General features: G+C 69.3%; 22 protein-coding genes. 13 read left to right on the plus strand and 9 right to left on the minus strand.

All coding sequences use genetic code 11. From position 1 onward, the window contains the following. Window positions 1-56 precede the first annotated feature (56 nt). A complete protein-coding gene (locus C1707_RS07220; RefSeq protein WP_101711300.1) occupies window positions 57-761 on the plus strand; it encodes a glycosyltransferase family protein in 705 nt (234 codons plus the stop codon). A gap of 29 nt (window positions 762-790) precedes the next feature. Here C1707_RS07220 and C1707_RS07225 read toward each other — a convergent pair whose 3' ends face one another. Beyond that, entirely contained in the window at window positions 791-1,693 is a 903-nt protein-coding gene (locus C1707_RS07225; protein ID WP_101711301.1) for a hydroxymethylglutaryl-CoA lyase, read from the minus strand. Then, window positions 1,690-3,450 (minus strand): ArnT family glycosyltransferase, encoded by a 1,761-nt coding sequence (locus tag C1707_RS07230; protein WP_101711302.1) that lies wholly within the window; start codon window positions 3,448-3,450, stop codon window positions 1,690-1,692. Before C1707_RS07230 ends, C1707_RS07225 begins: the two co-directional genes overlap by 4 nt. A 55-nt stretch (window positions 3,451-3,505) precedes the next feature. Here C1707_RS07230 and C1707_RS07235 point away from each other — a divergent pair, with 55 nt between their 5' ends. From C1707_RS07235 to C1707_RS07255, 5 genes are all read left to right on the plus strand, one after another. Next, complete coding sequence (locus C1707_RS07235) at window positions 3,506-4,246, plus strand: glycosyltransferase family 2 protein (protein ID WP_101711303.1); 741 nt, start codon at window positions 3,506-3,508, stop codon at window positions 4,244-4,246. 257 nt (window positions 4,247-4,503) lie between these two features. Next, complete coding sequence (locus C1707_RS07240; RefSeq protein ID WP_101711304.1) at window positions 4,504-4,929, plus strand: hypothetical protein; 426 nt, start codon at window positions 4,504-4,506, stop codon at window positions 4,927-4,929. Window positions 4,930-5,004: 75 nt separating this feature from the next. Next, window positions 5,005-5,658, plus strand: a complete 654-nt coding sequence (locus C1707_RS07245; protein WP_101711305.1) for a sulfite oxidase-like oxidoreductase — start codon at window positions 5,005-5,007, stop codon at window positions 5,656-5,658. 78 nt (window positions 5,659-5,736) lie between these two features. Further along, window positions 5,737-7,005 carry an acetyl-CoA C-acyltransferase gene (locus C1707_RS07250; RefSeq protein ID WP_101711306.1) on the plus strand — a complete coding sequence of 423 codons (1,269 nt, stop codon included), beginning with the start codon at window positions 5,737-5,739 and terminating at the stop codon, window positions 7,003-7,005. Between the two features lie 562 nt (window positions 7,006-7,567). Next, the gene (locus tag C1707_RS07255) at window positions 7,568-7,906 is read left to right on the plus strand and encodes a DNA-binding protein (protein ID WP_101711307.1); all 339 of its coding nucleotides are present in this window, start codon (window positions 7,568-7,570) and stop codon (window positions 7,904-7,906) included. On the opposite strand, the gene C1707_RS07260 is transcribed toward C1707_RS07255, so the two are convergent. Both C1707_RS07260 and phaR read right to left on the minus strand, forming a co-directional pair. Further along, the gene (locus C1707_RS07260; RefSeq protein WP_101711319.1) at window positions 7,887-8,222 is read right to left on the minus strand and encodes a hypothetical protein; all 336 of its coding nucleotides are present in this window, start codon (window positions 8,220-8,222) and stop codon (window positions 7,887-7,889) included. The two genes, C1707_RS07255 and C1707_RS07260, sit on opposite strands and share 20 nt — an antisense overlap. A gap of 59 nt (window positions 8,223-8,281) precedes the next feature. Next, window positions 8,282-8,962, minus strand: a complete 681-nt coding sequence (gene phaR / locus C1707_RS07265) for a polyhydroxyalkanoate synthesis repressor PhaR (RefSeq protein ID WP_101711308.1) — start codon at window positions 8,960-8,962, stop codon at window positions 8,282-8,284. A gap of 221 nt (window positions 8,963-9,183) precedes the next feature. On the opposite strand from phaR, the gene C1707_RS07270 reads away from it, so the two are divergent. From C1707_RS07270 to C1707_RS07285, 4 genes are all read left to right on the plus strand, one after another. Then, window positions 9,184-10,359 (plus strand): acetyl-CoA C-acetyltransferase, encoded by a 1,176-nt coding sequence (locus C1707_RS07270; protein ID WP_101711309.1) that lies wholly within the window; start codon window positions 9,184-9,186, stop codon window positions 10,357-10,359. Window positions 10,360-10,469: 110 nt separating this feature from the next. Then, window positions 10,470-11,192 (plus strand): beta-ketoacyl-ACP reductase, encoded by a 723-nt coding sequence (gene phbB / locus C1707_RS07275; RefSeq protein ID WP_101711310.1) that lies wholly within the window; start codon window positions 10,470-10,472, stop codon window positions 11,190-11,192. Window positions 11,193-11,504: 312 nt separating this feature from the next. Then, complete coding sequence (locus C1707_RS07280) at window positions 11,505-12,236, plus strand: DUF4908 domain-containing protein (protein WP_240633887.1); 732 nt, start codon at window positions 11,505-11,507, stop codon at window positions 12,234-12,236. 91 nt (window positions 12,237-12,327) lie between these two features. Further along, entirely contained in the window at window positions 12,328-14,904 is a 2,577-nt protein-coding gene (locus C1707_RS07285) for an HWE histidine kinase domain-containing protein (protein ID WP_101711312.1), read from the plus strand. Between the two features lie 121 nt (window positions 14,905-15,025). Here the strand turns inward: C1707_RS07285 and C1707_RS26040 are convergent, their stop codons facing one another. The 5 genes from C1707_RS26040 to C1707_RS07310 form a co-directional block, all read right to left on the minus strand. Further along, window positions 15,026-17,074: a TonB-dependent receptor plug domain-containing protein gene (locus tag C1707_RS26040; protein WP_164467298.1), complete on the minus strand. Its 2,049-nt coding sequence runs from the start codon at window positions 17,072-17,074 to the stop codon at window positions 15,026-15,028. 283 nt (window positions 17,075-17,357) lie between these two features. Further along, window positions 17,358-18,788 (minus strand): metalloprotease TldD, encoded by a 1,431-nt coding sequence (tldD, locus tag C1707_RS07295; protein WP_101711313.1) that lies wholly within the window; start codon window positions 18,786-18,788, stop codon window positions 17,358-17,360. 56 nt (window positions 18,789-18,844) lie between these two features. After that, window positions 18,845-19,642, minus strand: coding sequence for a GIN domain-containing protein (locus tag C1707_RS07300; RefSeq protein ID WP_101711314.1), 798 nt, complete (start codon window positions 19,640-19,642; stop codon window positions 18,845-18,847). A 9-nt stretch (window positions 19,643-19,651) separates the two neighbouring features. Further along, the gene (locus C1707_RS07305) at window positions 19,652-20,218 is read right to left on the minus strand and encodes a DUF1700 domain-containing protein (RefSeq protein WP_101711315.1); all 567 of its coding nucleotides are present in this window, start codon (window positions 20,216-20,218) and stop codon (window positions 19,652-19,654) included. Further along, on the minus strand, window positions 20,215-20,541 hold the full coding sequence (locus C1707_RS07310; RefSeq protein ID WP_101711316.1) for a PadR family transcriptional regulator: 327 nt from the start codon (window positions 20,539-20,541) through the stop codon (window positions 20,215-20,217). Before C1707_RS07310 ends, C1707_RS07305 begins: the two co-directional genes overlap by 4 nt. A gap of 369 nt (window positions 20,542-20,910) precedes the next feature. Between C1707_RS07310 and coxB the strand changes: the two genes are divergently transcribed. From coxB to cyoE, 3 genes are all read left to right on the plus strand, one after another. Then, a complete protein-coding gene (gene coxB / locus C1707_RS07315) occupies window positions 20,911-21,873 on the plus strand; it encodes a cytochrome c oxidase subunit II (RefSeq protein ID WP_123170725.1) in 963 nt (320 codons plus the stop codon). Between the two features lie 23 nt (window positions 21,874-21,896). Then, window positions 21,897-23,570, plus strand: a complete 1,674-nt coding sequence (gene ctaD / locus C1707_RS07320) for a cytochrome c oxidase subunit I (RefSeq protein ID WP_101714102.1) — start codon at window positions 21,897-21,899, stop codon at window positions 23,568-23,570. A 102-nt stretch (window positions 23,571-23,672) separates the two neighbouring features. Beyond that, window positions 23,673-24,728 carry a heme o synthase gene (gene cyoE, locus C1707_RS07325; protein WP_101714101.1) on the plus strand — a complete coding sequence of 352 codons (1,056 nt, stop codon included), beginning with the start codon at window positions 23,673-23,675 and terminating at the stop codon, window positions 24,726-24,728. Window positions 24,729-24,747: the final 19 nt, after the last annotated feature.

The following is a 24,747-nucleotide window of genomic DNA, read 5'->3' on the forward strand; positions in this document are numbered from 1 at the left end:
CGAAGCTCAAGGTTCAGAATAGAACCGGACAAGACGCCTCGAAGGGAGGCAACACCATGATCCTCGCTGTCCTGCAGGCCCGCATGGGCTCCAGCCGTCTGCCCGGCAAGGCGATGGCCACCCTCCAGGGACAGCCGATGATCCTGCGCCAGCTGGAACGGATCCGGCAGGCCCAGACCCTTTCCAAGATCATCGTCGCCACCAGCGACCAGCCGGCCGACGACGCGCTGGCCGGCTTCCTGGTGTCGCGCGGCGTCACCGTCCATCGCGGGGCCGGCGCCGACATTCTCGACCGCATCGCCCGCTGCGCCGAGGCCGCCGGCCCGGTCAGCCACATCGTCCGCCTGAAGGGCGACGCGCCGTTCGTCGACCCGGGCCTGATCGACCAGACCGTCAAGCTGGCCCTGAGCACCGGCGCCGACTACGCCTCCAACCGCGTCTACCGCACCTATCCGGCCGGCCTTGAGGTCGAGGTGATCTCGGCAAAGGCCCTGCGCATTTCCGCCGCCGAGGAGCGCGACCCGCTGGCCCGCATCTCGCCCACCGCCGCCATCCGCAACCAGCCCGGCCGCTTCCGCCACGCCCACCTGCGGGCCGTGCGTGACTGGTCCAGCCTGGACTGGCGCGTGAAGACCCCGGCCGATCTCGCCTTCGCCCGCTCGATCTACGACGCCCTGCATCCGGTCGACCCCGGGTTTCGCATGGGCGACGTTCTGGACCTGGTCGAGAGCAAGCAGGACCTGGGCCGCTTCGCGGCCTAAATCTCACCCTCTCCCATAGGGAGAGGTTTTTATGATGGAAACCCGCCGGCCCGCGCCAGCGAAGACGCCGGGGCCTTGCCGAGCCGCTCGCTGATGTCGCGGCCGATCGTGATCAGCGCGGCCAGGTCGTAGCTCGTCTCGAACCCGGCCCGCTCCAGCATGTAGACGAGGTCTTCCGTCCCGATGTTGCCGGTCGCCGCCGGGGCGAAGGGGCAGCCGCCCAGGCCGCCGACCGAGGCGTCGAGCACGTCGACCCCGGCCTCGACGCTGGCGAAGGCGTTGGCCAGGCCCGTGTTGCGGGTGTCGTGGAAGTGCATGCGCAGGCGCGCGTCGGGCGCGGCGGCGCGGACGGCCTCGATGCGCTTGCGGACGGTCCAGGGATCAGCGACGCCGATGGTGTCGGCGATGGCGATCTCGGGCACGTTCATCGACGCGGCCTCGCGGGCGATGGCCATCACCTGGTCCTCGGAGATCTCGCCGTCGAACGGACAGCCGAAGGCCACCGAGATGGTGGCGGTGATCGGCGGGCCGCCGTCGATCGCCTGGCGCTCGACGATGGCGGCCAGCGTATCCAGCTGCTGGCTGACCGTGGCGCCCTGGTTGCGCGTACCGAAGCCGTCCGACGCGCAGACCACGACGTTGGCCTCGTCGCAGCCGGTCGACACGCAGCGCTCCCAGCCGCGCATGTTCAGCACCAGGCCGATGCGCGAGCGCTTGGGATCAGGACCGCCCAGGGCGTCCATGATCTCTTCGGCGCCGGCCATCTGCGGCACGCGGTTGGGGTTCACGAACGAGACCACCTCGGTGCGCCGGGCGCCGGCGGCCTCGAGGCGGCGGATCAGGTCGAGCTTCTCGTCGACCGACAGGATGGCCTTCTCGTTCTGCAGGCCGTCGCGCGGACCGACCTCGACGATCTCGATGAAGCGGCTCACGGCTGCACCTCCGGTTCGGCCTCGGTGACGGCGTCGGGCGCCTCGTGCGCGACAGGAGCGGGGCGGCGGGGCTCGCCGCGATAGAGGCGCAGCACCTCGTCGTCGCCGTCGGAATAGTTCAGGCCCCTGATCTCGCCCGCCTGGCGCGGGGCGTGGCCGAGGGCGGCCAGGGCGGCGCGGAACTTCTCGTCCTCGCGGCCCTCGACGACGGCCGGACGACCCTCGTCGACGGCGTCGGCCGCGCCTTCCGCATCCGTCAGCTCGGTGGTCGTGCCCAGCTGGAACACCATGCTGGGCTCGGAATAGCCGGTCACCGCCACCGGGCCGGGAGCGCCGGCGCGGGGGGCCAGGTCGGCGGCCTCGAGCGCGCGGGCCAGGCGCTTGGACAGCCACAGCGAGTCGAGGCGCGGGGCCAGGAGGCCGGCCATGGTCCCGTGGGCCAGGATGCCCAGCACGCCGGCGGTGACCAGGGCCTTGGCGGCCTGCCTGCGCAGGATCAGCCAGCCGCCGGCGACGGCGGCGGCCACGAACAGCAGGGCCGAAAGGATCGCCAGCGGCAGGGCCGAGGGCGCGGCGTAGGTCTTCCAGGCGACGATGCAGACGGCGGCGAAGGCCACGCCCGCCAGCGCCAGCAGGGCCGTGCCGACGATGCGCGAAATGAGGCCCAGAGGCGCGCGCAGGGCCGCCGCCATCAGCATGGCCAAGGCCCCGAACGAGGGCAGGGTGTAGTGGGCCAGCTTGGTCGGCAGGATCTCGAACATCAGCCAGGTCGGGATCAGCCAGCACAGGGCGAAGCGCACGCCCGGCTCCTTGCGGCCGGTCCAGCCCAGCACCAGGGCCGCGGGCAGCAGCAGGGTGACGGGGAACAGCAGCAGCGGCGAGAGCAGGGCGTAGTAGCCGAACGGGCCGCTGTGGCTCTCGTGGCCGCCGGCCAGCTTGGGGGCCAGGTCCCCGCCCACCGCCGCGCCCCAGAAGGCGCCGTCGGTGGCGATGGTGATCATGGTCGCCCAGGGCAGGACGATGGCGGCGAACAGGATCACGCCCCAGCTCCAGCCCAGCTGCTTGAGCCAGCCTATCCTGCGGTCCCAGGCCCACAGGGCCTGGATCGCCAGGATCGCGACCAAGAGGCCGACCGGGCCCTTGATCAGGGCGGCCATGGCCATGCCGATCCAGAAGGCGAGCTTGGGTCCCTTGCCGGCCTTCTCGCCCGCCAGGCCCGCCGCGTAGATCCGCGCCAGGCCCGCCATGGCCAGGGTGGTGAAGCCGCACAGGGCCGCGTCGGTCTTGGCGATGAAGGCCTCGGTCGACAGCAGGAAGGTCGCGCCCAGGATAGCGCCCGACAGCAGGCTCTCGCGCGGGCCGAAGAAGGCCGCCGCGCCCCAGGCGCAGGCCGCGGCCGCCAGCATGGCCCCCAGCAGCGAGGGGATGCGGTAGGCCCAGATGCCCCGGTCTTCCGGCGCGGAGACGGCCTCGACCGCCACCGCCTGCAGCCAGTGGATGCCGACCGGCTTCTTGTTGCGCGGCTGGTCCTGAAGCTTGATGTTCACGTAGTCGCCCGTCTCCAGCATCTGGGCGGTGGCCTGGGCGAAGCGCGACTCGTCGCGGTCGAGCGGCGGCATGGCGAACAGGCCGGGCAGGCCGGCGATCAGCGCCACGAGGGCGGCGAAGACCGGCGCGCGCCAGCCGCGCGACCAGTCGTCGAGACGGGATTCGAGACTCGGGCTTTGGCTGGGGGCAGGGCTGGCGGTCGGGCTCATGCGTGCTGGAATAGCACGATCCTTTCACGGCGCGAGTTTTGCGGTAAAAGCGGCCATGACGTCTTCCAATCCCGCCGCGATCCCCGATTTCTCCGTCGTCGTGCCCGTATTCGACGAAGGCGGGGCCGCGCCGGCCCTGGCGCGCGAGATCGCCGCCGCCTTCGCCGGCGAGTCCTACGAGATGATCTTCGTGGACGACGCCAGCCGCGACGACACCAAGGCCCTGCTGACGCAGCTGAAGGCCGAGATCCCGCAGCTGCGCGTGCTGGGCCACCGCAAGAACTCGGGCCAGAGCCGCTCGATCCGCAGCGGCATCCTGGCCGCCCGCGCGCCGATCGTGGTGACCATGGACGGCGACGGCCAGAACGACCCGGCCGACGCGCCGCGCCTGGCCAAGGCCTTGCAAGCGGGTCCCGCCGAGCTGGCCCTGGTCGGCGGCGAGCGGGTCAAGCGCCAGGACAGCAACGCCAAGCGCTTCGCCAGCAAGTTCGGCAACGGGGTGCGCAAGAGACTCCTGAAGGACACCGCCAACGACACCGGCTGCGGCCTGAAGGCCTTCCGCCGCGAGGCCTTCCTGCGGCTGCCCTACTTCGATCACATCCACCGCTACATCCCCGCGCTGATGCTGCGCGAGGGCTATGAGATCGCCTTCCAGCCGGTGAACCACCGTCACCGCGAGACCGGGGTGTCGAAGTACACCAACTTCGGCCGCCTGAAGGCCTCGGTCAGCGACCTGTTTGGCGTGATGTGGCTGCAGTCGCGCGCCCGCAACCCGCAGGGCGTCGACGAGGCGTAGGGGTCGCCACCCTCTCTCGCACCCCGATCTGCTTTCCTGGGCCTTGCGCCCAGGATCCATGGTTCAGCCTGCTCAGACGTTTCGCGCTTGATCGAGGTCTGAGCGGTCGCCGGCATGAGCCCTCGCCATAGGGGCGAGGGAAGCAAAACAGAGAAGCGAAGAGGGCCATCGTCCGCTCGCCCGTGGGGCGGCCCCCGCTTCACCCGCTGCGCAAAACCGGTTAACCCTGGAAGCCGACTTCGGGGGAATTCACCGCAATGTTCGCCGCCTTTCCGCTGCTGGCCCTGCCGGTGCTGATCTACAACCTGCTGGCCCTGACGGTCGGCGGCGGGTTCTCGTCGGACGCGGCGAGCTATCGGTTCGGCGAGCAGCTGTTTCGTATCCACATGGCCTCGCGCGTCGACTGGATCGTCAGCTGGGGCGACCTGCTGCTCGGCGCCTCGCTGATCGTGCTGTTCGTCGAGCTGCTGAAGTCGACGACCAGCCGCAAGGTGGCGATCGTCAACCACTCGCTGTCGATGGTGCTGTTCATCGTCTGCCTAGTGGAGCTCCTGCTTCTTCCGGCCTTCGCGACCTCGGTGTTCTTCCTGATCACCCTGATGGTGCTGCTGGATGTGCTGGCCGGCTTCATCGTCACCATCGTCGCCGCCCGCCGCGATGTCGATTTCGGCGAGATGCGCTAAGGGCGAGACAAGCCGAGAGCTTTCTTCAAGCCGTCAGGCTTGGTCCCGCGTTAGCCTTCCGATGCAGGAGGCCCGATGGACGACCAGCCGCCAGAAGACAGCAAGCTGACCCGCAGCAAGGAAGCCTGGGCGCGCTCGGGCAAGTTCCTGACCGGCCAGACGAGCCGCCCGGAGAGCGAACGCCTGCCGCCCGGCCAGCACCTGACCCGCGACTGGCCGGTGCTGGATCTGGGCCTCAAGCCCGACGTGACCCTTGAGGACTGGCGCCTGCGCATCGACGGCCTGGTGTCGCGGCCGGCGACCTGGAGCTTCCAGGCGCTGCTGGCCCAGCCGCAGAGCCAGCCCGTCTCGGACATCCACTGCGTCACCACCTGGTCGCGCTACGACAACCACTGGGACGGCGTGCTGACCCGCGACCTGGTGCTGGCCGTGGCCCCGAAGGACGAGGCGCGGTTCGTGGTGCTGCACAGCTACGACGGCTACACCACCAACCTTTCCCTCGACGACTTCGCCCACGAAGGCGCGCTGCTGGCCCACGGCTGGGAAGGAGCGCCGATCGCGCCCGAGCACGGCGGCCCGGTGCGGCTGGTCGTGCCGCACCTGTATTTCTGGAAGAGCGCCAAGTGGCTGAGGCGGATCGAGTTCGTCGCCGCCGACCGGCCGGGCTTCTGGGAGGAGCGCGGCTATCACAACCGCGGCGATCCGTGGGCCGAGGAACGCTATTCGTGAGCGCGGCCGATTTCGACAAGCGCCGGCGGATGCGACTGCCTATCTATCGGTAACAGACCCTCTTACGGACGCCGTGTCATGACCGCCTCCAATCTCTGGCTCGCCGCCGGCCTGCGCTCGCCCTTCGCCAAGGTCGACGGGGCGCTGGCCGCCCACGACGCCATCGACCTCTCCGTGCCGGTGGTGAAGGCCATGCTCGACAAGGGCGCGCGGCCCGACTTCGCGGTCTGGGGCACGGTGATCCCCAACCTGACCTGGAGCAACATCGCCCGCGAGGTGCTCCTGGACGCCGGGGCCGACCCGACCATCCCGGCCTTCTCGACGGTCATGGCCTGCTCGACCAGCATGGCGGGCGTGCTGGAGGCCGCCGGCATGATCGACGGGCGCGGGCGCGACCTCGCCCTCGTCGGCGGCGTCGAGGCCATGAGCCGGGTGCAGATCGGGCTGTCGGTGCGGCTGTCGGACTGGATCCGCCGCTTCCAGCAGGCCCGCGACCTGAAGCAGCGCCTGGCGGTGCTGTCGGCGTTCAAGGCCGCCGACGCCAGGCTGTTCGTGCCCAAGGTGGCCAACCGCACTACGGGCCTTTCCATGGGCGAGCACACCGAGATCACGGCCAAGGAGTGGGGCCTGGCCCGCACCGACCAGGACGCCATCGCCTTTTCCAGCCACCAGAACGCCGTGCGCGCCTGGGAGAACGGCTTCTTCGACGACCTGGTGATCCCGGTCGGCGAGGCGCGCCGCGACACCATTCCGCGCAAGGACAGCACGCTGGAGAAGCTGGCCAAGCTCAAGCCGGCCTTCGACAAGACCAGCGGCCAGGGCACGCTGACGGCCGGCAACTCCTCGCCCCTCACCGACGGCGCGGCCAGCGTCTGGGTGGCGTCGGAGGCGGGACTGGCGCGCCTGCCGGAACGGACGCCGCGGGTGAAGATCCTCGACTACGAGGTCACGGCCATCGACCTGCGCAGCGAGGGGCTGCTGATGGCCCCGGCCTACGGCGTGCCGCGCATGCTGGCCCGCAACGGCCTGACGCTTTCCGACATCGGCCTGTGGGAGATCCACGAGGCCTTCGCGGCCCAGGTGCTGTCTCATATCGCCGCCTGGGAGAGCAAAAAGTTCCTGGCCGACAGGGCCGGCGTCACCGCCGACCTGGGCGCCTTCCCGCGCGAGCGGATGAACCCCACGGGCGGCAGCCTGGCGCTGGGTCACCCGTTCGGCGCCACCGGCGCGCGGATTCTTAGCCAGGCGACCAAGGAACTGGCCGCGCGGGGCAAGGGCGAGAAGGCGATCGTCAGCATCTGCGCCGATGGCGGCCAGGGCACGATGATGCTGCTCGAGGCGGCGTAGGGTGCGAGAAGCGGCGGATTTCCCAGCCTTCCTCGATTGCCTTCCTGGGCCTTGTGCCCAGGATCCATCGTTCAGCCTGCTCAGACCCATGACGCACTAGCGAGGTTTGAGCGGTCGCCGGCCTGGGCCCTCGCCACAGGGGCGAGGGAAGCGAAGAATTTTGGGGAATAGTCTTTGCGCGGACGCGCTGCGTCACCCTGAAAGGCGGCCGTGAAATCCAACCATGTCTTGGGATACCCGGACGTAGAACCGGCCCGAGGACTAGGGGCAACCTCGGGCCGGCGGTACGCATGTCGCGTTGTGGGGGGTGGACGCGACACGGTTAAATTGGACCCGCTGGTCCCGCCGTTCAAGCGAATGGATGTCGCTCGGCGCTTTTGTCGCAGGGAAGCGTTGTCAGGAAAACGGTGTCAGGTCAGGACCGAGAAGATCAGGGTGACGACGGCCACGTCGAGCGCTCGGATCAGGATGGACAGCATAGGTCGGGACGCTTTCCGAAAAGATTCGGGTCTCGACCTAGCAAGACTGGCGCCAAGTCGGGGCGGGGCGCTAGAAAACCCGCATGGCGCTGTTCTTCGATCACCACTGGTATGACGCGCGGCTGGCCGAGCGGGGGCTGGACCGCGCGACCCTGGCCGCGGCGGCGGGCCTGAGCGCGGCGGACCTGGACCTGGTCTTCAAGGACCAGCGCGAGATCGGGCCGGCCGAACTGGCGGTTTTTGCCGAGATGACGGGCGTCTCGCGCGACGAGGCCGCGCATCGGGCCGGCGTGGGCGCGCACGCCGCGCCGGTCGATCCGGCCGCCGAGCGGACGGCGCGATTGGAGGCGAGGGTGGCGGCCCTGGAGGCGCAGGTCGCCGGCCTGGCAGCCGCCGAAGCGGCTAGATCTCGGTCTTCTTGATCAGGCCCGCCTTGGGACGGCGGTCGGCCGGGCCGGAATATTCCGTGCCGAGATAGGTCGAACGCGCCGCGTCGAGCACTTCCTGCCCACCGCGCAGGCCGCGCTTCTGGCCGGGCTGGCCCATGACCTGGGCGGCGAAGGCGGCGAACGGGCCGCGCGGGCGCGGCTGCGGCGGCGGATCGGCCGGCGTCTCCTCTTCGTCGCGGACGAACACGACCTCTTCGCCGTCCGCCTCGTGGCGGTCGGAGTCCTTGGGCGCGGCCAGCGCCCGGCGCGCTGTGGCTGCGCGTCGGATGGAGTCGATGGGACCGGTCATGGTCGGCATGCTAGCGGCGCCTCCGTTAAGAACGAATGCGCCGTCATGGTTGACGGAGGTTAGGACTTGGTCGCCAGCTTGGCGATCTGTTCCTGCATGGCTTCGAGCTGGCGCTTGAGGTCGGCCAGGCTGTCCTCGCTGGGCGCGGCCGGGGCCGGCGCGGGGGGCGGAGGCGCGGCCGGCGTCTCGGACGCGGCGTCTTCGGGACGGCTGTAGGCGAAGGGCGAGAACATCTTCATGGCCCGGTCGAACAGCGCCATGTTCTGGCGGATCTGTTCCTCGTAGATGGCCATGCCCGGGGCGGCCGCCTTGCCGCCGAGCCCCTGGCCCGTGAACTGCTGGCGCATGCGCTCCTGCTGCTTGGAGAAGCTTTCCAGCGACATCTCCAGGTAGCTGGGCAGGAAGGCCTGCATCGAGTTGCCGTAGAAGCCGATCAGCTGGCGGAGGAACTGGATGGGCAGCAGATTCTGGCCGCCGCCGCGGTTTTCCTCTTCGAAGATGATCTGGGTCAGGACCGAGCGGGTGATGTCGTCGTTGGTCTTGGCGTCGTAGACCACGAAGTCGACGCCCTCCTTCACCATGTCCGACAGGTGTTCGAGGGTGACGTAGGAGCTGGACGCAGTGTTGTAGAGCCGGCGGTTGGCGTACTTCTTGATGACGACGCGCTGACCCGAGCCCTTCTCGGCGGAGACCTTGTCGGCGCCGGGGGCGGCTTCGCCTTTGTCGGGGTTCTCGGACATTTCGTTCCCTGGGACAGCGGTGTCGCCCGCCTTTTCGCATCGCACTATCGCTAATGCAAAGCCATGGCGCCAGTCCTCCGAGGATCTGTACGCCAGATGATGACGTGAAAATGTATTCGTGACGAACGCCGTTCGTTTGGGCATGGTGCTGTTGCACTGCAAAAGTGTGGGCGCTGCACCTGCGAAAAGCGCCACGGACCAGTCACGGGAAATCACAGCCAATGACCGACATCGTCATCGTCTCCGCCGCCCGCACGCCGGTGGGCTCCTTCCTCGGCGCGCTGTCCAGCCTGCCGGCTTCGGAGCTGGGCAAGACCGCGATCGCCGCCGCCGTCGAGCGGGCCGGGATCACGCCGGCCGACGTCGACGAGGTGATCCTGGGTCAGGTGCTGCAGGCCGGCGCCGGCCAGGGTCCGGCCCGCCAGGCCTCGGTCAAGGCCGGCATCCCGGTCGAGAGCCCCGCCTGGAGCCTCAACCAGCTGTGCGGCTCGGGCCTGCGCGCGGTGGCCCTGGGCGCCCAGCAGATCCTGTCGGGCGACGCCAAGATCGTCGTGGTCGGCGGCCAGGAGAGCATGAGCCAGGCCCCGCACGCCCAGGCCCTGCGCACCGGCCAGAAGATGGGCGACCTGGGCTTCGTCGACACCATGATCAAGGACGGCCTGTGGGACGCCTTCCACGGCTACCACATGGGCCAGACGGCCGAGAACATCGCCAACCGCTGGCAGATCACCCGCGAGGACCAGGACAAGTTCGCCGTCGCCAGCCAGAACAAGGCCGAGGCCGCCCAGAAGGCCGGCAAGTTCGCCGACGAGATCGTCGGGGTGACCATCAAGGGCCGCAAGGGCGACACCGTCGTCGACCAGGACGAGTACATCCGCCACGGCGTGACGCTGGACAGCATCTCGGGCCTGAAGCCGGCCTTCGCCAAGGACGGCTCGGTGACCGCCGCCAACGCCTCGGGCCTTAATGACGGCGCCGCCGCCCTGGTGCTGACCACGGCCGAGGAAGCCGCCAAGCGCGGCCTCAAGCCCCTGGCCAAGATAGTCTCGTGGGCCAATGCCGGCGTCGAGCCCGAGATCATGGGCACCGGCCCGATCCCGGCCACCAAGAAGGCGCTGGAAAAGGCCGGCTGGAGCGTTTCCGACCTCGACCTGATCGAGAGCAACGAAGCCTTCGCCGCCCAGTCGATCTCGGTGGTGCGCGAGCTGGGCCTCGACCCGGCCAAGGTCAACGTCAACGGCGGCGCCATCGCCATCGGCCACCCGATCGGCGCCTCGGGCGCGCGCATCCTGACCACCCTGGTGCACGAGCTGAAGCGCTCGGGCGGCAAGAAGGGTCTGGCCACGCTGTGCGTCGGCGGCGGCATGGGCGTGGCCCTCTGCGTCGAGGCCGTCTGACCCGGGTCGTCTGGCCTCGGAAGAAGTCTTCGTGACAAACCGCGTCCGGGGCTTGCGCTCCGGACGCGACCACGTGCAACCATGACGTAACGGCAGCGGGAGACTACTGGATGGCTAGAGTTGCGTTCGTGACCGGCGGCACGCGCGGTATCGGTCGGGCGATCTGCGAGCGGCTGGTGGCCGACGGCCTCAAGGTCGCGGCAGGCTATTCCGGCAACGAGGCGGCGGCCGAGGCCTGCGCCAAGGAGCTGGGCGTGATGGTGGTCAAGGGCAATGTCGGCTCGTTCGAGGATTGCCAGGCCGCGGTGGCCAAGGTGACCGCCGAACTGGGGCCGGTCGACGTGCTGGTCAACAACGCCGGCATCACCCGCGACGGCTTCCTGCACAAGATGACCTACGAGCAGTGGTCGGAAGTGATCCGGGTCAACATGGACTCGGCCTTCAACATGACCCGCCCGGTGATCGAGGGCATGCGCGAGCGCGGCTGGGGCCGGATCGTCAACATCAGCTCGATCAACGGCCAGAAGGGCCAGGTCGGCCAGACCAACTACTCGGCCGCCAAGGCCGGCCTGATCGGCTTCACCAAGGCCCTGGCCCTGGAGAACGCCAAGAAGGGCGTCACCGTCAACGTGATCTGCCCGGGCTACATCGACACCGAGATGGTGGCCGCGGTGCCCGAGACGGTGCTGGCCGGCATCATCGGCGGCATCCCCGTCGGCCGCCTGGGCAAGGGCGAGGAGATCGCCGACATGGTCTCGTTCCTGGCCGGCGAGCGGGCCGGCTTCGTGACCGGGGCCACCCTGTCGCTGAACGGCGGCCAGTACCTGGCCTGAGGCTTATGTCTTGACCTGACGGTCCCGGTTGGCGTCAATCGCGCCGACCGGGAGCGCGTGGTGGACGCCGCGCGCCCCCTGTTTGGGACGAGTCTGCTTGTCCGTTGCGGGAGACCGAAGCGGGCAGGCTCCAGGGGAGCGGGCGGCGGGGGCCGCGCGCCAGGGGAAGCGTTGCAGAAAAGTCGCACGGCGACGCTTGCCAGGAAGCGCCGCCTCCACGTCCAAGATTCGCCCCAGTCGGGGACCATCACCGTTCGCATGATACGACCGACGGTGGAAAGGATGGGGCCGGGAGGCTGCGCGGCAACGCTGATGCTCGCCCTGGCAGGCCTGACCATCGCCACGCCCGTCGCGGCGCAATCCAAGCACAGCCTGCGCGACGCCCTGTTCGGCGACCGCGCCACCGCCGAGGCCCGCAAGCCGCCGCCGCCGCCGGTGGCCCGCTACGTCTCCGACGGCGGCGGGGCCTTCGTGCTCGACCGCGCCACCCCGACCACCCTGCTGAAGTTCGAGAACAGCAGCGAGGTGTGGGTGCTTTCGCCGCACGCCGGTCCGCGCGGCGACGTCATCTACAAGAACGAGCTGGGCGAGCCGGTGCTGCGCGCCACCAAGCTGGGCGGCATGACCCTTTTCACGCCCGACCGGCCGGCCGGCGCGGCCGCGGCGCTGATGGGGCGGGCCCAGACCATCCAGCCGCCGGCCTTCATCACGCCCAACGCCCTCTTCCAGCGCATGCTGGCGGCCGCCGACCGCGCCAGCCGCGCCGCCCGCCACCGGGTCAGCTTCGAGACCGTGCAGGACGCGCGGCCCGAGACCTCTGTGCTGGTGGCCGAATGCGCCAACGTCACCGCCGAGGCCTTCGAGCGGATGGCCCGCAACGGCGATCGCAGCCTGCTGAACCGCATCGGCCGCGTCCTGCTGGCCGAGGGCCGCAAGCCCGGCGCGACGATCAAGGACGACGCCCTGATCGTCACCTACGCCGCCGGCAAGGGCCTGGCCGGACGCCCATCCTCCGACCGCATCATCAAGGTGGTGGACAAGTAGGGCGCGGAACCGTGACCGCGGGCTCGCGTTCCAGCTACTTACTCATACGGCCAAGCTCCCCGAGGCGCTTTTCCCGTTTCTGGAGCTCGCCTTGACGTCCGAAAACCCGCCCGTCGATCTCACCAACTGCGACCGCGAGCCGATCCATATCCTGGGCGCCATCCAGCCCATCGGCTTCCTGATCGCCCTGACCGCCGACTGGCTGGTGGCGCGGGCCTCGACCAACGTCGCCCAGTTCATCGGCTTCGAACCGGACGAGCTCTTCGGCAAGCCGCTGTTCGAGCTGTTCGTCCCCAAGGCGGTGCACGACCTGCGCAACCGCTCGACCCTGCTGCGCGGCCCCGACGCGGTCGAGCGCATCTTCGACCTGGAACTGGTGGCCGGCCGTCCGAACTTCGACGTCGCCCTGCATTTCTCCGGCGGCCAGATCGTCATCGAGGCCGAACCGGCCTCGGGCGAGCACGGCGACGCCACCGGCATGGTGCGCTCGATGATCGCCCGCCTGGACGGGGCGACCGAGTTTTCCGCCTTCTATCGCGAGGGCGCCCGCCAGGTGCGGGCGCTGATCGAGTTCGACCGGGTGATGGTCTACCGCTTCGCCGCCGACGGCTCGGGCGAGGTGGTCGCCGAGGCCGTGCGTTCGGGCATCGGCTCGTTCATGGGCCTGCGCTATCCGGCCTCGGACATTCCGGTCCAGGCCCGGGAGCTCTATCGCCGCAACCTCCTGCGGGTGATCACCGACGTCAACGCCGAGCCCGTGCCGATCACGCCGCAGCGCGACCAGAGCGGCCAGCCGCTGGACCTGTCGCTGTCGGTGCTGCGCTCGGTCTCGCCGATCCACATCGAGTATTTGAAGAACATGGGCGTGCAGGCGTCCCTGTCGATCTCGATCATCGTCGAGGGGCGGCTGTGGGGGCTGTTCGCCTGCCACCACTACTCGCCGCGCTGCCCCACCTTCGAGCGCCGCTCGGTTAGCGAGCTGTTCGCCCAGATGTTCTCGATGCGGCTGGAGAGCCGCGAGCGCCAGGAGACGGTCGAGTACGAGCGCCGGGCGCGCGACATCTCCGACCAACTGCTGGGGGCGGTGGCCTCGGACGAGACGCTGCTGAAGGATCCCGACTGGCTGGGCGACATCCTGACCAACGCCATCCCCGCCGACGGTGTGGGCGTCTGGCTGGGCGGCAACTACGCCTTCTCGGGAACCGTGCCGCCGCTGGCCGACTTCCGCCGGATCGTCCGGGCGCTGAACGGCACCGCCGCCGGCAAGGTGTTCGCCACCGACCACATCGGCTCCCTGGTCGCAGAGGCCCATGCCTTCGCGTCCGACGCGGCGGGCCTGCTGGCGATCCCGATCTCGCGCTCGCCGCGCGACTACGTGGTGCTGTTCCGCAAGGAGCTGATCCACTCGGTGCGCTGGGCCGGCGACCCGCACAAGCCGGTGGACTACGGGCCCAACGGGCCGCGCCTGACCCCGCGCGCCAGCTTCGCCGAATGGAAGGAACTGGTCGAGGGCAAGTCCCAGCCCTTCACGGGCTCGGAGGTGCGCGTCGCCGAGACCCTGCGCGCCACGCTGATCGAGGTGGTGCTGCGGCTGGCCGACGAGGCCTCGGCCGAGCGCCAGCAGGCCAGCGCCCGCCAGGAACTGCTGATCGCCGAGCTGAACCACCGGGTGCGCAACATCCTGGGCCTGATCCGCGGCCTGATCCGCCAGTCGCTGCCGGCGGGCGGCGACATCGCCGAGTTCGTCAAGGTCGTCGACGGGCGCATCCACGCCCTGGCGCGCGCCCACAACCAGATCACCGACGACCACTGGGGACCCGCGCCGCTGCAGGCCCTGATCGACGCCGAGGCGGCCGCCTTCGTCGACGAGCGCGACCGCATCGTCGTGCAGGGCGAGCCGGTGTCGCTCAATCCCCAGGCCTATTCGACCCTGGCGCTGGTCTTCCACGAGCTGGTGACCAACTCCAACAAGTACGGCGCGCTGTCGGCCGAGGGCGGGCAGGTGACGATCGGCTGGCATCGCAAGGCCGCCGGCGACCTGACCGTCGAATGGCGCGAGGCCGGCGGCCCGCCGGTGGTCGCGCCGACCCGCAAGGGCTTCGGCACGACGATCATCGAGCGCTCGGTGCCCTACGACCTGGGCGGCGCGGTGAAGACCGACTACGACCCCAAGGGCTTCCACGCGGCCTTCACGATCCCGGCGCGCCACCTTTCGGAACCGCGCGCGGGCGGCGGGCCGCAGGCGATCAAGTATCCGCGTCCGGCGCCCGGCCACGCGCATCCGGCCCCGTCCAAGATCCTGCGCGGCCAGAACGTGCTGCTGGTCGAGGACAGCCTGATCATCGCCCTGGACGCCGAGGACATCGCCAACCGCCTGGGCGCCGACGGCGTCACGACGGCCGCCACGGTGCAGGGCGCGCTCGACAGCATCGAGGCCAACCGTCCGACCGTGGCGGTGCTGGACATCAACCTGGGCGACCGCAACAGCTATCCCGTCGCCGATCGCCTGGCCGACCTGAAGGTGCCGTTCCTGTTCGCCACCGGCTATGGCGAGCAGGCCAACCTGCCGCAGAACCATCGCGGGCGGCTGGTGGTGCAGAAGCCCTACACGCTGGAGAACCTGGCCCGGGCGATGGACGCCTTGGGCGTGGGCCAGGGCGAGGGCTGACGGCGCGAAAAGAAAAAGGACCCCGGCGAGAACCGGGGTCCTTTCGAAGTGGCCGCTTCTGTCCGCTGGGGTTGGGGACCGAGAGGCGCGGGCGGCGGCCTTGTTGTCTCGCGGGGTCCGCTCAGCCCCAGGTCTGGCGCAGGCGGAAGTAGATGAACGGGTCGAAGTCGACGCGGCGGTCGTCGAGATAGGCGAAGTCGCCAGGCGCGCGGACCCGGCCCTCGAACACCTCGCGCCGGCGGTTGAGGCCGCGCCCGGTGAGGTTCTGGGCCTCGACCCGCAGCGACAGGCCCTGGCGCGGCTTGACCTCGGCATAGGCCGTCAGCCAGGGCTCGATCTCGAAGCGGCTGACCTCGTTGAAGGCGTAGGAGGTCTCGACCTCGGCCGAGAACAGTTCCACGCCCCACTGCAGCTTGCGCTTGGGCAGGTCCTGCGAGAACCGCAGCTCGCCCTCGAAGGGCTCCTGGTCGCTGATCCGGCGCTCGCGGCCGGTGATCGGGTCGACGACCTTCGACCGGGTCCAGATTCCCTTGCCGCGCAGCAGGCCGCCGGGGACCAAGCGCTCCAGCGGCAGGTTCACCGACAGCTCCAACTCGTCGCTGACGGCGTCGCCGATGTTGCCGGGCGCGTCGTACAGGCCGCCGGCCTTGTCGACCACCAGGATGCGGTCGGCGACGTCGCTGATCTCCTTGTGGCGGCCGGTCAGCACCACGGCGCCGTCCTTGCCGAACTTGCGCTCCCAGGCCGCCTCGAACACCCAGGCGCGCTCGGGCACCAGCTCGGCGCCGCCGGCCGTGTCGCGGCCGGTGGAGAAGGTGGTCGAGGAGACGAAGTCGGAGAAGTCGAGCTGGCCGACCTCGCGCTCGACGCGGCCGCGGAACTGGTCGTGGGCGGTGGGCGACCAGGTCGCCGACAGGCGCGGCTTGGGATAGGTGAACGACTTCTCCAGGTTGGTGTCGCCGGTCTGCGAGATGGTCGAGCGCTCCAGCCGCAGCGCGCCTTCCAGGGTCAGCTTGGCGTGGCCTCGCCAGGTGGCCACGCCGAAGGCCTCGCCGCGCTTTTCCTCGACCCGCACGTTGGCGGCCGGCAGCACCTGGGGCGCGCCGTTGACCAGGTAGCCGATCTGGCTCTCCAGGAAGTTCACCGCGATCTCGCCGCCGCCCTCGAACGACAGGGTCGGGCTCAGGGTGTGGCGCAGGACGCCGCGGGCGATGCTCTCGCCGCTGTCGCGGGCCGAGGTGAAGCGGCCGGACTCGGCGGCGTCGGTGAAGGTGCTGGCGTAGTCGACGTGCTTGCGGCGCACCAGGCCGGTCAGCTCGACGCGCGACCTGGCCGTCAGGGCTTTTTCCCAGCCGAGGCCGACCTCGCCCTCCTCGCGGTCGTCGGCGTCGATCACCTTCAGGCGGTCGCCGCCGGCCTGGGACCCGGTCTGGGGCCCGGCCTGAGGAATGTCCTCCAGGCTCCAGTCGTAGACCTCGTGCTCGTAGACGGTGTTGACCGACAGCCGGCCGCCCAGCAGCGGGCGCTTGAGGTTGGCCTTGGCGGTCAGGCCGTCGCCGCCGCCGGTCTCGTCCAGCCACGAGGGGCTGACGGACCCGTTGGCGCGGCGCACGACCCTGGGGCCCTCGCCCGCGCCGTCGTCGACATAGCGGTAGGACAGCAGCGACCAGTCGAAGGCGTTGACGCCGTACTGGCGCGAGCCCTCGAAGCGCATGGCCGGCGTGGTGCGGCCGTCCTGCTGGAACGAGCTGGCCACGGCCAGCAGGGTCGAGCCCTTGGCGTCGGCGCGCAGCACCACGTTGGCCACGACGTTCTTGCCCTGCATGTCGATGCCGGGGGCGCCGCCGACGATGATCTCGACGCGGTCGACCTGGCTGGCCTGGATGCGGCGCAGGGCGTCTTCGAGGGACTCGCTCTTGGTGGCCGGGCGCTGGCCGCCGATCAGCACGTTGCCGGCCGCGCCGCCGAAGCCGCGCACGCTGTCGCCGCCGTCGAAGGTGAAGCCGGGCACGCGCACCACCATGTCGTAGGCCGACAAAGGCTGGCGCTCGGCGAAAAAGTCGGCGGGATAGCGGGTGACGCCCTCCGTCGAGGCGGCGACGACGGGAGCCTGCGCGGCCGCCTCGGGCGTGGCGGCCGCGAGGGCCGCGAAAAGCGATCCGAACTGCATGTCTTTCCGTCCCCTGGCCCCCGCCAGTCGCGTGGCTGGCAAACTGGGCCGATGGCCCGCCGGAGGGAAAGTTACAAGCTTGAAATGTGGATTAAATAATGGACATCAATGGACGGATCCGTCCAGGTTTCAAGAAGCCTCCCCCGAAGGGGACTGTTGCGAAATTCGGAACGTCGAAGAACAGACCAGAATCCGTTCGAGAACAGTTCGGAATCAAAAGGGGAAAGTCGTTCTTGTTTTACCCCATTATGCAACGATCCCCCGAAGGGGGAGGATCCTGGGATCAGATGTTCGTGCCGCCCACCGTCAGGCCGGTGATCTTCAGCGACGGCTGACCGACGCCGACGGGCACGCCCTGGCCGGCCTTGCCGCAGACGCCGATGCCGGGATCGAAGTCGAAGTCGTTGCCGATCATGGTCACGCGGGTCAGGGCGCTGGGACCGTCGCCGATCAGGGTGGCGCCCTTGACCGGGGCGGTGATCTTGCCGTCCTCGACGAGATAGGCCTCGGTGCACTGGAAGACGAACTTGCCGTTGGTGATGTCGACCTGCCCGCCGCCGAAGTTGGCGCAGTAGAGGCCCTTCTTCATCGAGGCGATCATCTCGGCCGGGTCGTCATTGCCCGCCAGCATGCCGGTGTTGGTCATGCGCGGCATCGGCATGTGGGCGTAGGACTGGCGTCGGCCGTTGCCGGTGGCGGCCATGCCCATCAGCCGGGCCGACATGCGGTCGTGCATGTAGCCCACCAGTATGCCGTCCTCGATCAGGATGGTGCGCTCGGTCGGGGTGCCTTCGTCGTCGATGGTCAGCGAGCCGCGGCGGCCGGGGATCGAGCCGTCGTCGAAGACGGTGACGCCCTTGGCGGCCACCCGCTCGCCGATGCGGCCCGAGAAGGCGCTGATGCCCTTGCGGTTGAAGTCGCCCTCCAGGCCGTGGCCGACAGCCTCGTGCAGCAGCACGCCGTTCCAGCCGGGGCCGAGCACCACGTCCATCTCGCCGGCCGGGCAGGCGACGGCGTCCAGATTGACCAGGGCCATGCGCAGGGCCTCGTCGACCTGGCCCTGCCACTTGTCGGGGCTGATCCAGGCCGAGAAGCCGGCGCGGCCGCCGGCGCCGGACGAGCCGGCCTCGCGCTTGCCGTCCTTTTCCACGGTGACCTGGACGTTCAGGCGCACCAGCGGGCGCACGTCGCGGATCAGCTTGCCGTCGGCGCGCAGGATCTCGACCACGCGGCGCTCGCCGGCCAGGCTGGCCAGCACCTGCACCACGCGCGGGTCGCGCTGGCGGGCGAAGGCGTCGATCTCCTGCAGCAGGGACACCTTGTCGGAGAAGGCGGGCGAGGAGACCGGGTCGTCCTCGCCGTACAGCTTTTCGTTGGTCGAGCGCGGGCCTTCGGCCGAGATCCCGGCATAGCCGCGCTTGGCCAGGCTGGCCGAGCCGGCGGCCCGGCCGATGGCGGCCTCGGAAATCTCCGAGGCGTGGGCGTAGCCGGCCGTCTCGCCGGCCACCACGCGCAGGCCAAAGCCCTCGCCGCTGTCGTAGGAGGCGGTCTTCAGGCGGCCGTCGTCGAAGACGAAGGCCTCGCTCTCGGACCGCTCGAGGAACAGTTCGCCGTCGTCGGCCCCGGCCAGGGCCTCGCCGAGGATGGCGCGGGCGCGTTGCGGGTCGACGCCGGCGGCGTCCAGCAGGGAGGGGGCGGAGAGGGGAGCGGTCATTCCTGTAAGGTAGGCGCTTGCAGGCCCCGCGTCATCTCCCTCCGCCCCCGGATCGCTCACCAGCTTTCGTTGATGTCGCCCGAGCCGGCGATCGACTTGGACAGGCTGGCCGGACGCTCGGTCAGGGTCACGTCGCCGCTGCCGGCGATGTTGACGTCGGCCTCGCCCGTGGGGCCCAGCTTGGCCTCGCCGCTGCCGGCGATCGCGACCTTGGCGTCGGTGATCGTCAGGGCGGTCAGTTCGGCCTCGCCCGAGCCGGCGATCCTCAGGTCGACCTTGCCGGTCTTGCCCGAGGCGTAGGCCTCGCCGCTGCCGTTCAGGGTCAGCGCCAGGTCGGGCTGGTCGTAGGACTGGATGTCGAGGTCGCCCGAACCGTTGAGGGTGAACTTGCGCACGGCCGGGGCGGTGATGCGGATGACCAGGTCGTCGCGGTCGGCGAAGGTCTGCATCCCGTGGCGGTCGAACCGGAAGCCGCGGCCCTGGCCGTCGCCGTCGAAGTGCAGGCGCTCGCCGGTCAGCACCACGCGGCGGGCCAGGCCTTCGGGTCCCTCGACGGTGATCTCGGCCTTGTCGCCCTGGGTGAAGATCACGCGGGCGGGCAGGTCGACGCGCAGGGCGTCGCCGCCGGTCCAGGCGATCTGGCGGCTAGTGTTGGGGCCGTGGTCCTCGATCGTCACGTCGCCGTTGCGGCGGATGGTGACGCGGCCGTCGTCATCCTCGATGTGGATGTTGGCCGGAAAGCTCCAGCCGCCCTTCTTGACGAGGTCGCGGCCGCCGATGGCGAAGGCGGTTCCCAGGCAGGCCACGGCCAGGACGAAGCTGGCGACGGCGATGATGGTGAGGTTGCGGATCATGGCCAGGCCTCAGGCTTGCGGTTCGATGGCCGGCTTCAGCAGCCGGTAGTGGAGCCGGCCGTACCAGACCAGCAGATTGACCAGGCCCACGGTGACCAGGCCGGTGACGGCGCTGAGCGCGGTGGCCGCGGCCATCAGGCCGATGCCGCCGAGGATGGCGAAGGCGGGGCCGCCCGGCGGATCCATGAACGGTCCGGCCGAGAACACGAAGCCGCCCGCTACGAAGATGCCGATCCCGGCCATGAAGAAGCCGAACAGCGCCCCGATCACGCCCATCAGGATGGGCAACAGGATCAGGATGTCGATCGCGCCCAGGCCCAGCACCGCGAACACGGCGCCGGCGGCGGCCGAGGGGTTCTTGGTCTCTTCCCAGCGCTTGAGGCCGGCCTCGGCGCGCAGCTCGCGGGCCAGGCGGTCGGGGTCGCCGAGCGCGGCGGCGGTCTCGGCCTCGGTGCGGCCCGCGGCGAGGGCGTCGTCGAAGTGGGCCTCGTAGTCGGCCGCGGCGTCGGCGATGGTGGTGGCCGGCAGGCCGGCCAGGCCGCGCTTCAGACGGGTGACGAATTCGGCGCGGGTCATGCGGCGGCTCCCAGGATGTCGTTCACGGCCTTGGCGAAGGCTTCCCATTCGCTCTTCTGGGCGGCGAAGCTTTCGCGGCCGGCCGTGGTGAGGCGGTAGTATTTGCGGGGCGGGCCGCTGGTCGACTCGACCAGATAGGTCTCGACCAGGCCGTCGGACTGCAGGCGCCGCATCAGTGGGTAGATGGTCCCCTCTCCCATGTCGATGTCCTTGGCCAGCTGGCTGGCGATCTCGTAGGCGTAGCTGTCGGCCTTCGACAGCAGGGCCAGCACGCACAGCGCCAGCACGCCTTTCTTCAGTTGGGTTTCGATGGCTTCAGGCACGGCTCTCGTTTCCTGTTGGTGAGAACCTTGTACGGCCAGGTAGTGTGTGATGCAAGGTAGCTGTTATTACAAGTTATCAATGTTCGAGGATCGACGTGATTCGCCTGTCGGTCGTGTGGATGAAATCGGCGAAGTTATTGAGAATGCTTCGCAACTGACGCGATTCCCCTGCGCCAAGTGCGGTTTCGGGTGCTTGGCAACGGGGATTGAAGCGCGTAAGCACGCCTGCGACCGGCCGGCGCCGTGGGGGGAGTGCTTTCGACCGTTTCAAGTCGATTGCATAAGTCCGCGTAACCGGTCGTATTGTGCATCGGCGCGGGGACACGGCTGAGTAACAGCCGGTCACCGCCGTAACGGGCCGAGAGGGAAATGAAGGCACAAGTTCAGGGGATGGGACGGAAAGGGTTGGGCTTCGCAGCCGCCGCCGTCATGACGACGTTTGCGGGCCAGGCTTTCGCCGAAGACCTTCTGGGTCAGCCGACGCCGGGGGGCATCGCCCTCCAGCCCGCGGCATCCGTGCTCAAGCACGATGCCATCTGGTTCCACGACTGGGTTCTGCTGCCGATCATCACGGCCATCACCCTGCTGGTGCTGGGCCTGCTGATCTGGATCGCGGTCCGCTACAACAAGAAGGCGAACCCGGTTCCGGCCAAGTTCAGCCACAACACCACGATCGAGATCATCTGGACGATCGTGCCGGTGCTGATCCTGATGATCATCGCCATCTTCTCGTTCCGGCTGTTGTTCAAGTACAACGACATGCCCAAGCCCTACATGACCGTGAAGGCCACGGGCTATCAGTGGTACTGGGGCTACGAGTATCCGGACCAGAAGGTGCCGGAGATCATCTCCAAGGTGCTGAGCGAGGAAGAAGTGGCGGCCAAGGGCCTGCCGCACAGCCTCTATCGCCTGGCCGCCGACAACGCGCTGGTCGTGCCGGTAAACCAGGTGGTGCGCGTGCAGGTCACCGCCGCCGACGTGATCCACGCCTTCGCCCTGCCGGCCTTCGGTCTGAAGACCGACGCCATTCCGGGCCGCCTGAACGAAACCTGGTTCAAGGCCGAGAAGGTGGGCACCTATTACGGCCAGTGCTCGGAGCTCTGCGGCATCGACCACGCCTTCATGCCGATCGAGATCAAGGTCGTCACGCAGGCCGAGTTCGACGCGTGGGTGAAGTCCAAGGCTCCGGCCGAGGCGCCCGCCGCCCCGGTCGCCGCCGAGGCCCCGGCCGCGCCCGGCGCGACGCCGGCCGCCACGACGCCCGCCGCCGCCGCTCCGGCCGCACCCGCTTCCGCTCCGGCCGCGGCCCCCGCCGCCGCGCCGGCGGCCTAAGAACGCTTTAGGATTTCAGTCCGATGGCTCACGCCGCTGACATCGATCACCACGACGGCCCCCACGACGCTGGGCATGCCGACGAAAAGCCGCCCTTCTTCGCCCGCTGGTTCTTCTCGACGAACCACAAGGACATCGGCACGCTCTACATCCTGTTCGCCATCATGGCCGGGATCGTCGGCGGCGCCCTGTCGGGCCTGATCCGCTGGGAGCTGATGCACCCCGGCATCCAGATCTTCTCCGAGACCGGCCTGCTGGCCGAGTGGGGCGTGTTCAAGGGCAAGCACGGCTACAACGCCGTGGTCACCGCCCACGCCCTGATCATGATCTTCTTCATGGTCATGCCCGCCATGATCGGCGGCTTCGGCAACTGGTTCGTCCCGATCATGATCGGCGCGCCGGACATGGCCTTCCCGCGGATGAACAACATCTCGTTCTGGCTGCTGGTCGCCGCCTGGATACTGCTGTGCACCTCGATGTTCGTCGACGGCGGCCCGGGCCACGGCTTCGGCGGCGGCTGGACGATCTATCCGCCGCTGTCGACCTCGGGCCACACCGGTCCGGCCATGGACCTGGCGATCCTGTCGCTCCACCTGGCCGGCGCCAGCTCGATCCTGGGCGCGATCAACTTCATCACCACGATCTTCAACATGCGCGCGCCGGGCATGACCCTGCACCGCATGCCGCTGTTCGCCTGGTCGGTGCTGATCACCGCCTTCCTGCTGCTGCTGTCGCTGCCCGTGCTGGCCGGCGCCATCACCATGCTGCTGACCGACCGCAACTTCGGCACCCACTTCTTCGATCCCGCCGCCGGCGGCGACCCGGTGATGTTCCAGCACCTGTTCTGGTTCTTCGGTCACCCGGAAGTGTACATCCTGATCCTGCCGGGCTTCGGCATCATCAGCCACATCGTCTCGACCTTCTCGAAGAAGCCGGTCTTCGGCTACCTCGCCATGGCCTACGCCATGGTCGCCATCGGCTTCGTCGGCTTCGTCGTGTGGGCCCACCACATGTACACGGTCGGCATGCCGATCAACCTGCGCGCCTACTTCGTGGCCGCGACGATGATCATCGCCGTGCCGACGGGCGTGAAGATCTTCAGCTGGATCGCCACGATGTGGGGCGGTTCGATCAGCTTCAAGACGCCCATGCTGTGGGCGATCGGCTTCATCTTCCTGTTCACGGTCGGCGGCGTCACCGGCGTGGTGCTGTCGAACGCCGGCATCGACTACAGCCTGCACGACACCTACTACGTGGTGGCCCACTTCCACTACGTGCTCAGCCTGGGCGCCGTGTTCGCCATCTTCGCGGGCTTCTACTACTGGTTCGAGAAGATGTGGGGCGTGAAGTACAACGAGTTCCTCGGCGCTCTGCACTTCTGGATCATGTTCGTGGGCGTGAACCTGGTGTTCTTCCCGCAGCACTTCCTGGGCCTGGACGGCATGCCCCGTCGCTATGTCGACTACCCGGACGCGTTCGCGAAGTGGAACTACGTCTCGTCGGTGGGCTACATGATCACCGTCGTCGGCGTCGGCGTGTTCATGCTGGTGCTGCTCGAGGCCGCCATCCGCCGCCGCAAGGCCGAGGCCAACCCGTGGGGCGAAGGCGCCACCACGCTGGAATGGACCCTGTCCTCGCCGCCGCCGTTCCACCAGTTCAGCGAGCCGCCGGTCATCAAGGCCGACGATCACCACTGATCTCTGGTAAGCTAGCGTAAGCGCGGGGGGCGCGGATCGGACAAGCAGTCCGGCCCGCGCCCTTCGCCCATGAAGACACTGTTCGAAGACCTATAGATTCCCATGGCCAAGCCCGCCGTCCTCTCGCCCGACACGCCCGCCGACACGGTTCGCGCGGCGCGCTGGCAGGACTACTTCCAACTGCTCAAGCCGCGCGTGATGTCGCTGGTGGTGTTCACGGCCGCGACCGGCCTGGTCGCCGCCCGCACCCATATCCACCCGCTGCTCGGCGCGGTGGCGGTGCTGTGCATCGCCGTGGGCGCGGGGGCCTCGGGCGCCCTGAACATGTGGTACGACGCCGACATCGACGCTAAGATGCGCCGCACGCGCGGCCGTCCGGTGCCGGCCGGCCTGGTCGAGGGCTCGGAAGCCGCGACCCTGGGCGTCGTGCTCTCGCTGCTGTCGGTCCTGCTGATGGGCATGGCCATCAACTGGCTGGCCGCGGGCCTTTTGGCCTTCACCATCGTGTTCTACGCGGTGGTCTACACCATGTGGCTCAAGCGCTGGACGGCCCAGAACATCGTCATCGGCGGCCTGGCCGGGGCCCTGCCGCCGGCGATCGGCTGGGCGGCGGCCAGCGGCTCGGCGCCGCTGAACGCCTGGCTGATGGTGCTGATCATCTTCCTGTGGACCCCGCCGCACTTCTGGGCCCTGTCGCTCTACATCAGCACCGACTACGCCAAGGCCGGCGTGCCGATGCTGCCGGTGGTCAAGGGCGCCAAGGAGACCCGCAAGCAGATCCTGCTCTACAGCCTGGTGTTCATCCCGGTCTGCCTGGCCCCGGCCCTGACGGGCCTGGGCGGGCCGCTTTACCTGGCCGTCTCGGCCCTGGGGGGGCTGGTGTTCCTGACCCTGGCCTGGCGGGTGTTCCGCAGCGACGCCGGCGACGCGGCCGACCCGCGCACGGGCGACCGGGCCCTCTACGACGTGGCCGAGACCGCGCCGGAGCCGATCGCAGAAGCGGCCGACGCCGCCCCGGCCAAGCGCCCGCCGCCGGTGGGCGGGGCCAAGGACGCCCGCAACCTGTTCGCCTTCTCGATCCTCTATCTGTTCGCCCTGTTCGCCGCCCTGCTGGCCGAGGCCATGATCGGGATCCGGGCCCTGGAGCTGCCGCTTTGACCGATCCGAAGAAGACCGT

Origin of the sequence: Caulobacter flavus (assembly GCF_003722335.1) — a bacterium.
Classification (GTDB): domain Bacteria; phylum Pseudomonadota; class Alphaproteobacteria; order Caulobacterales; family Caulobacteraceae; genus Caulobacter; species Caulobacter flavus.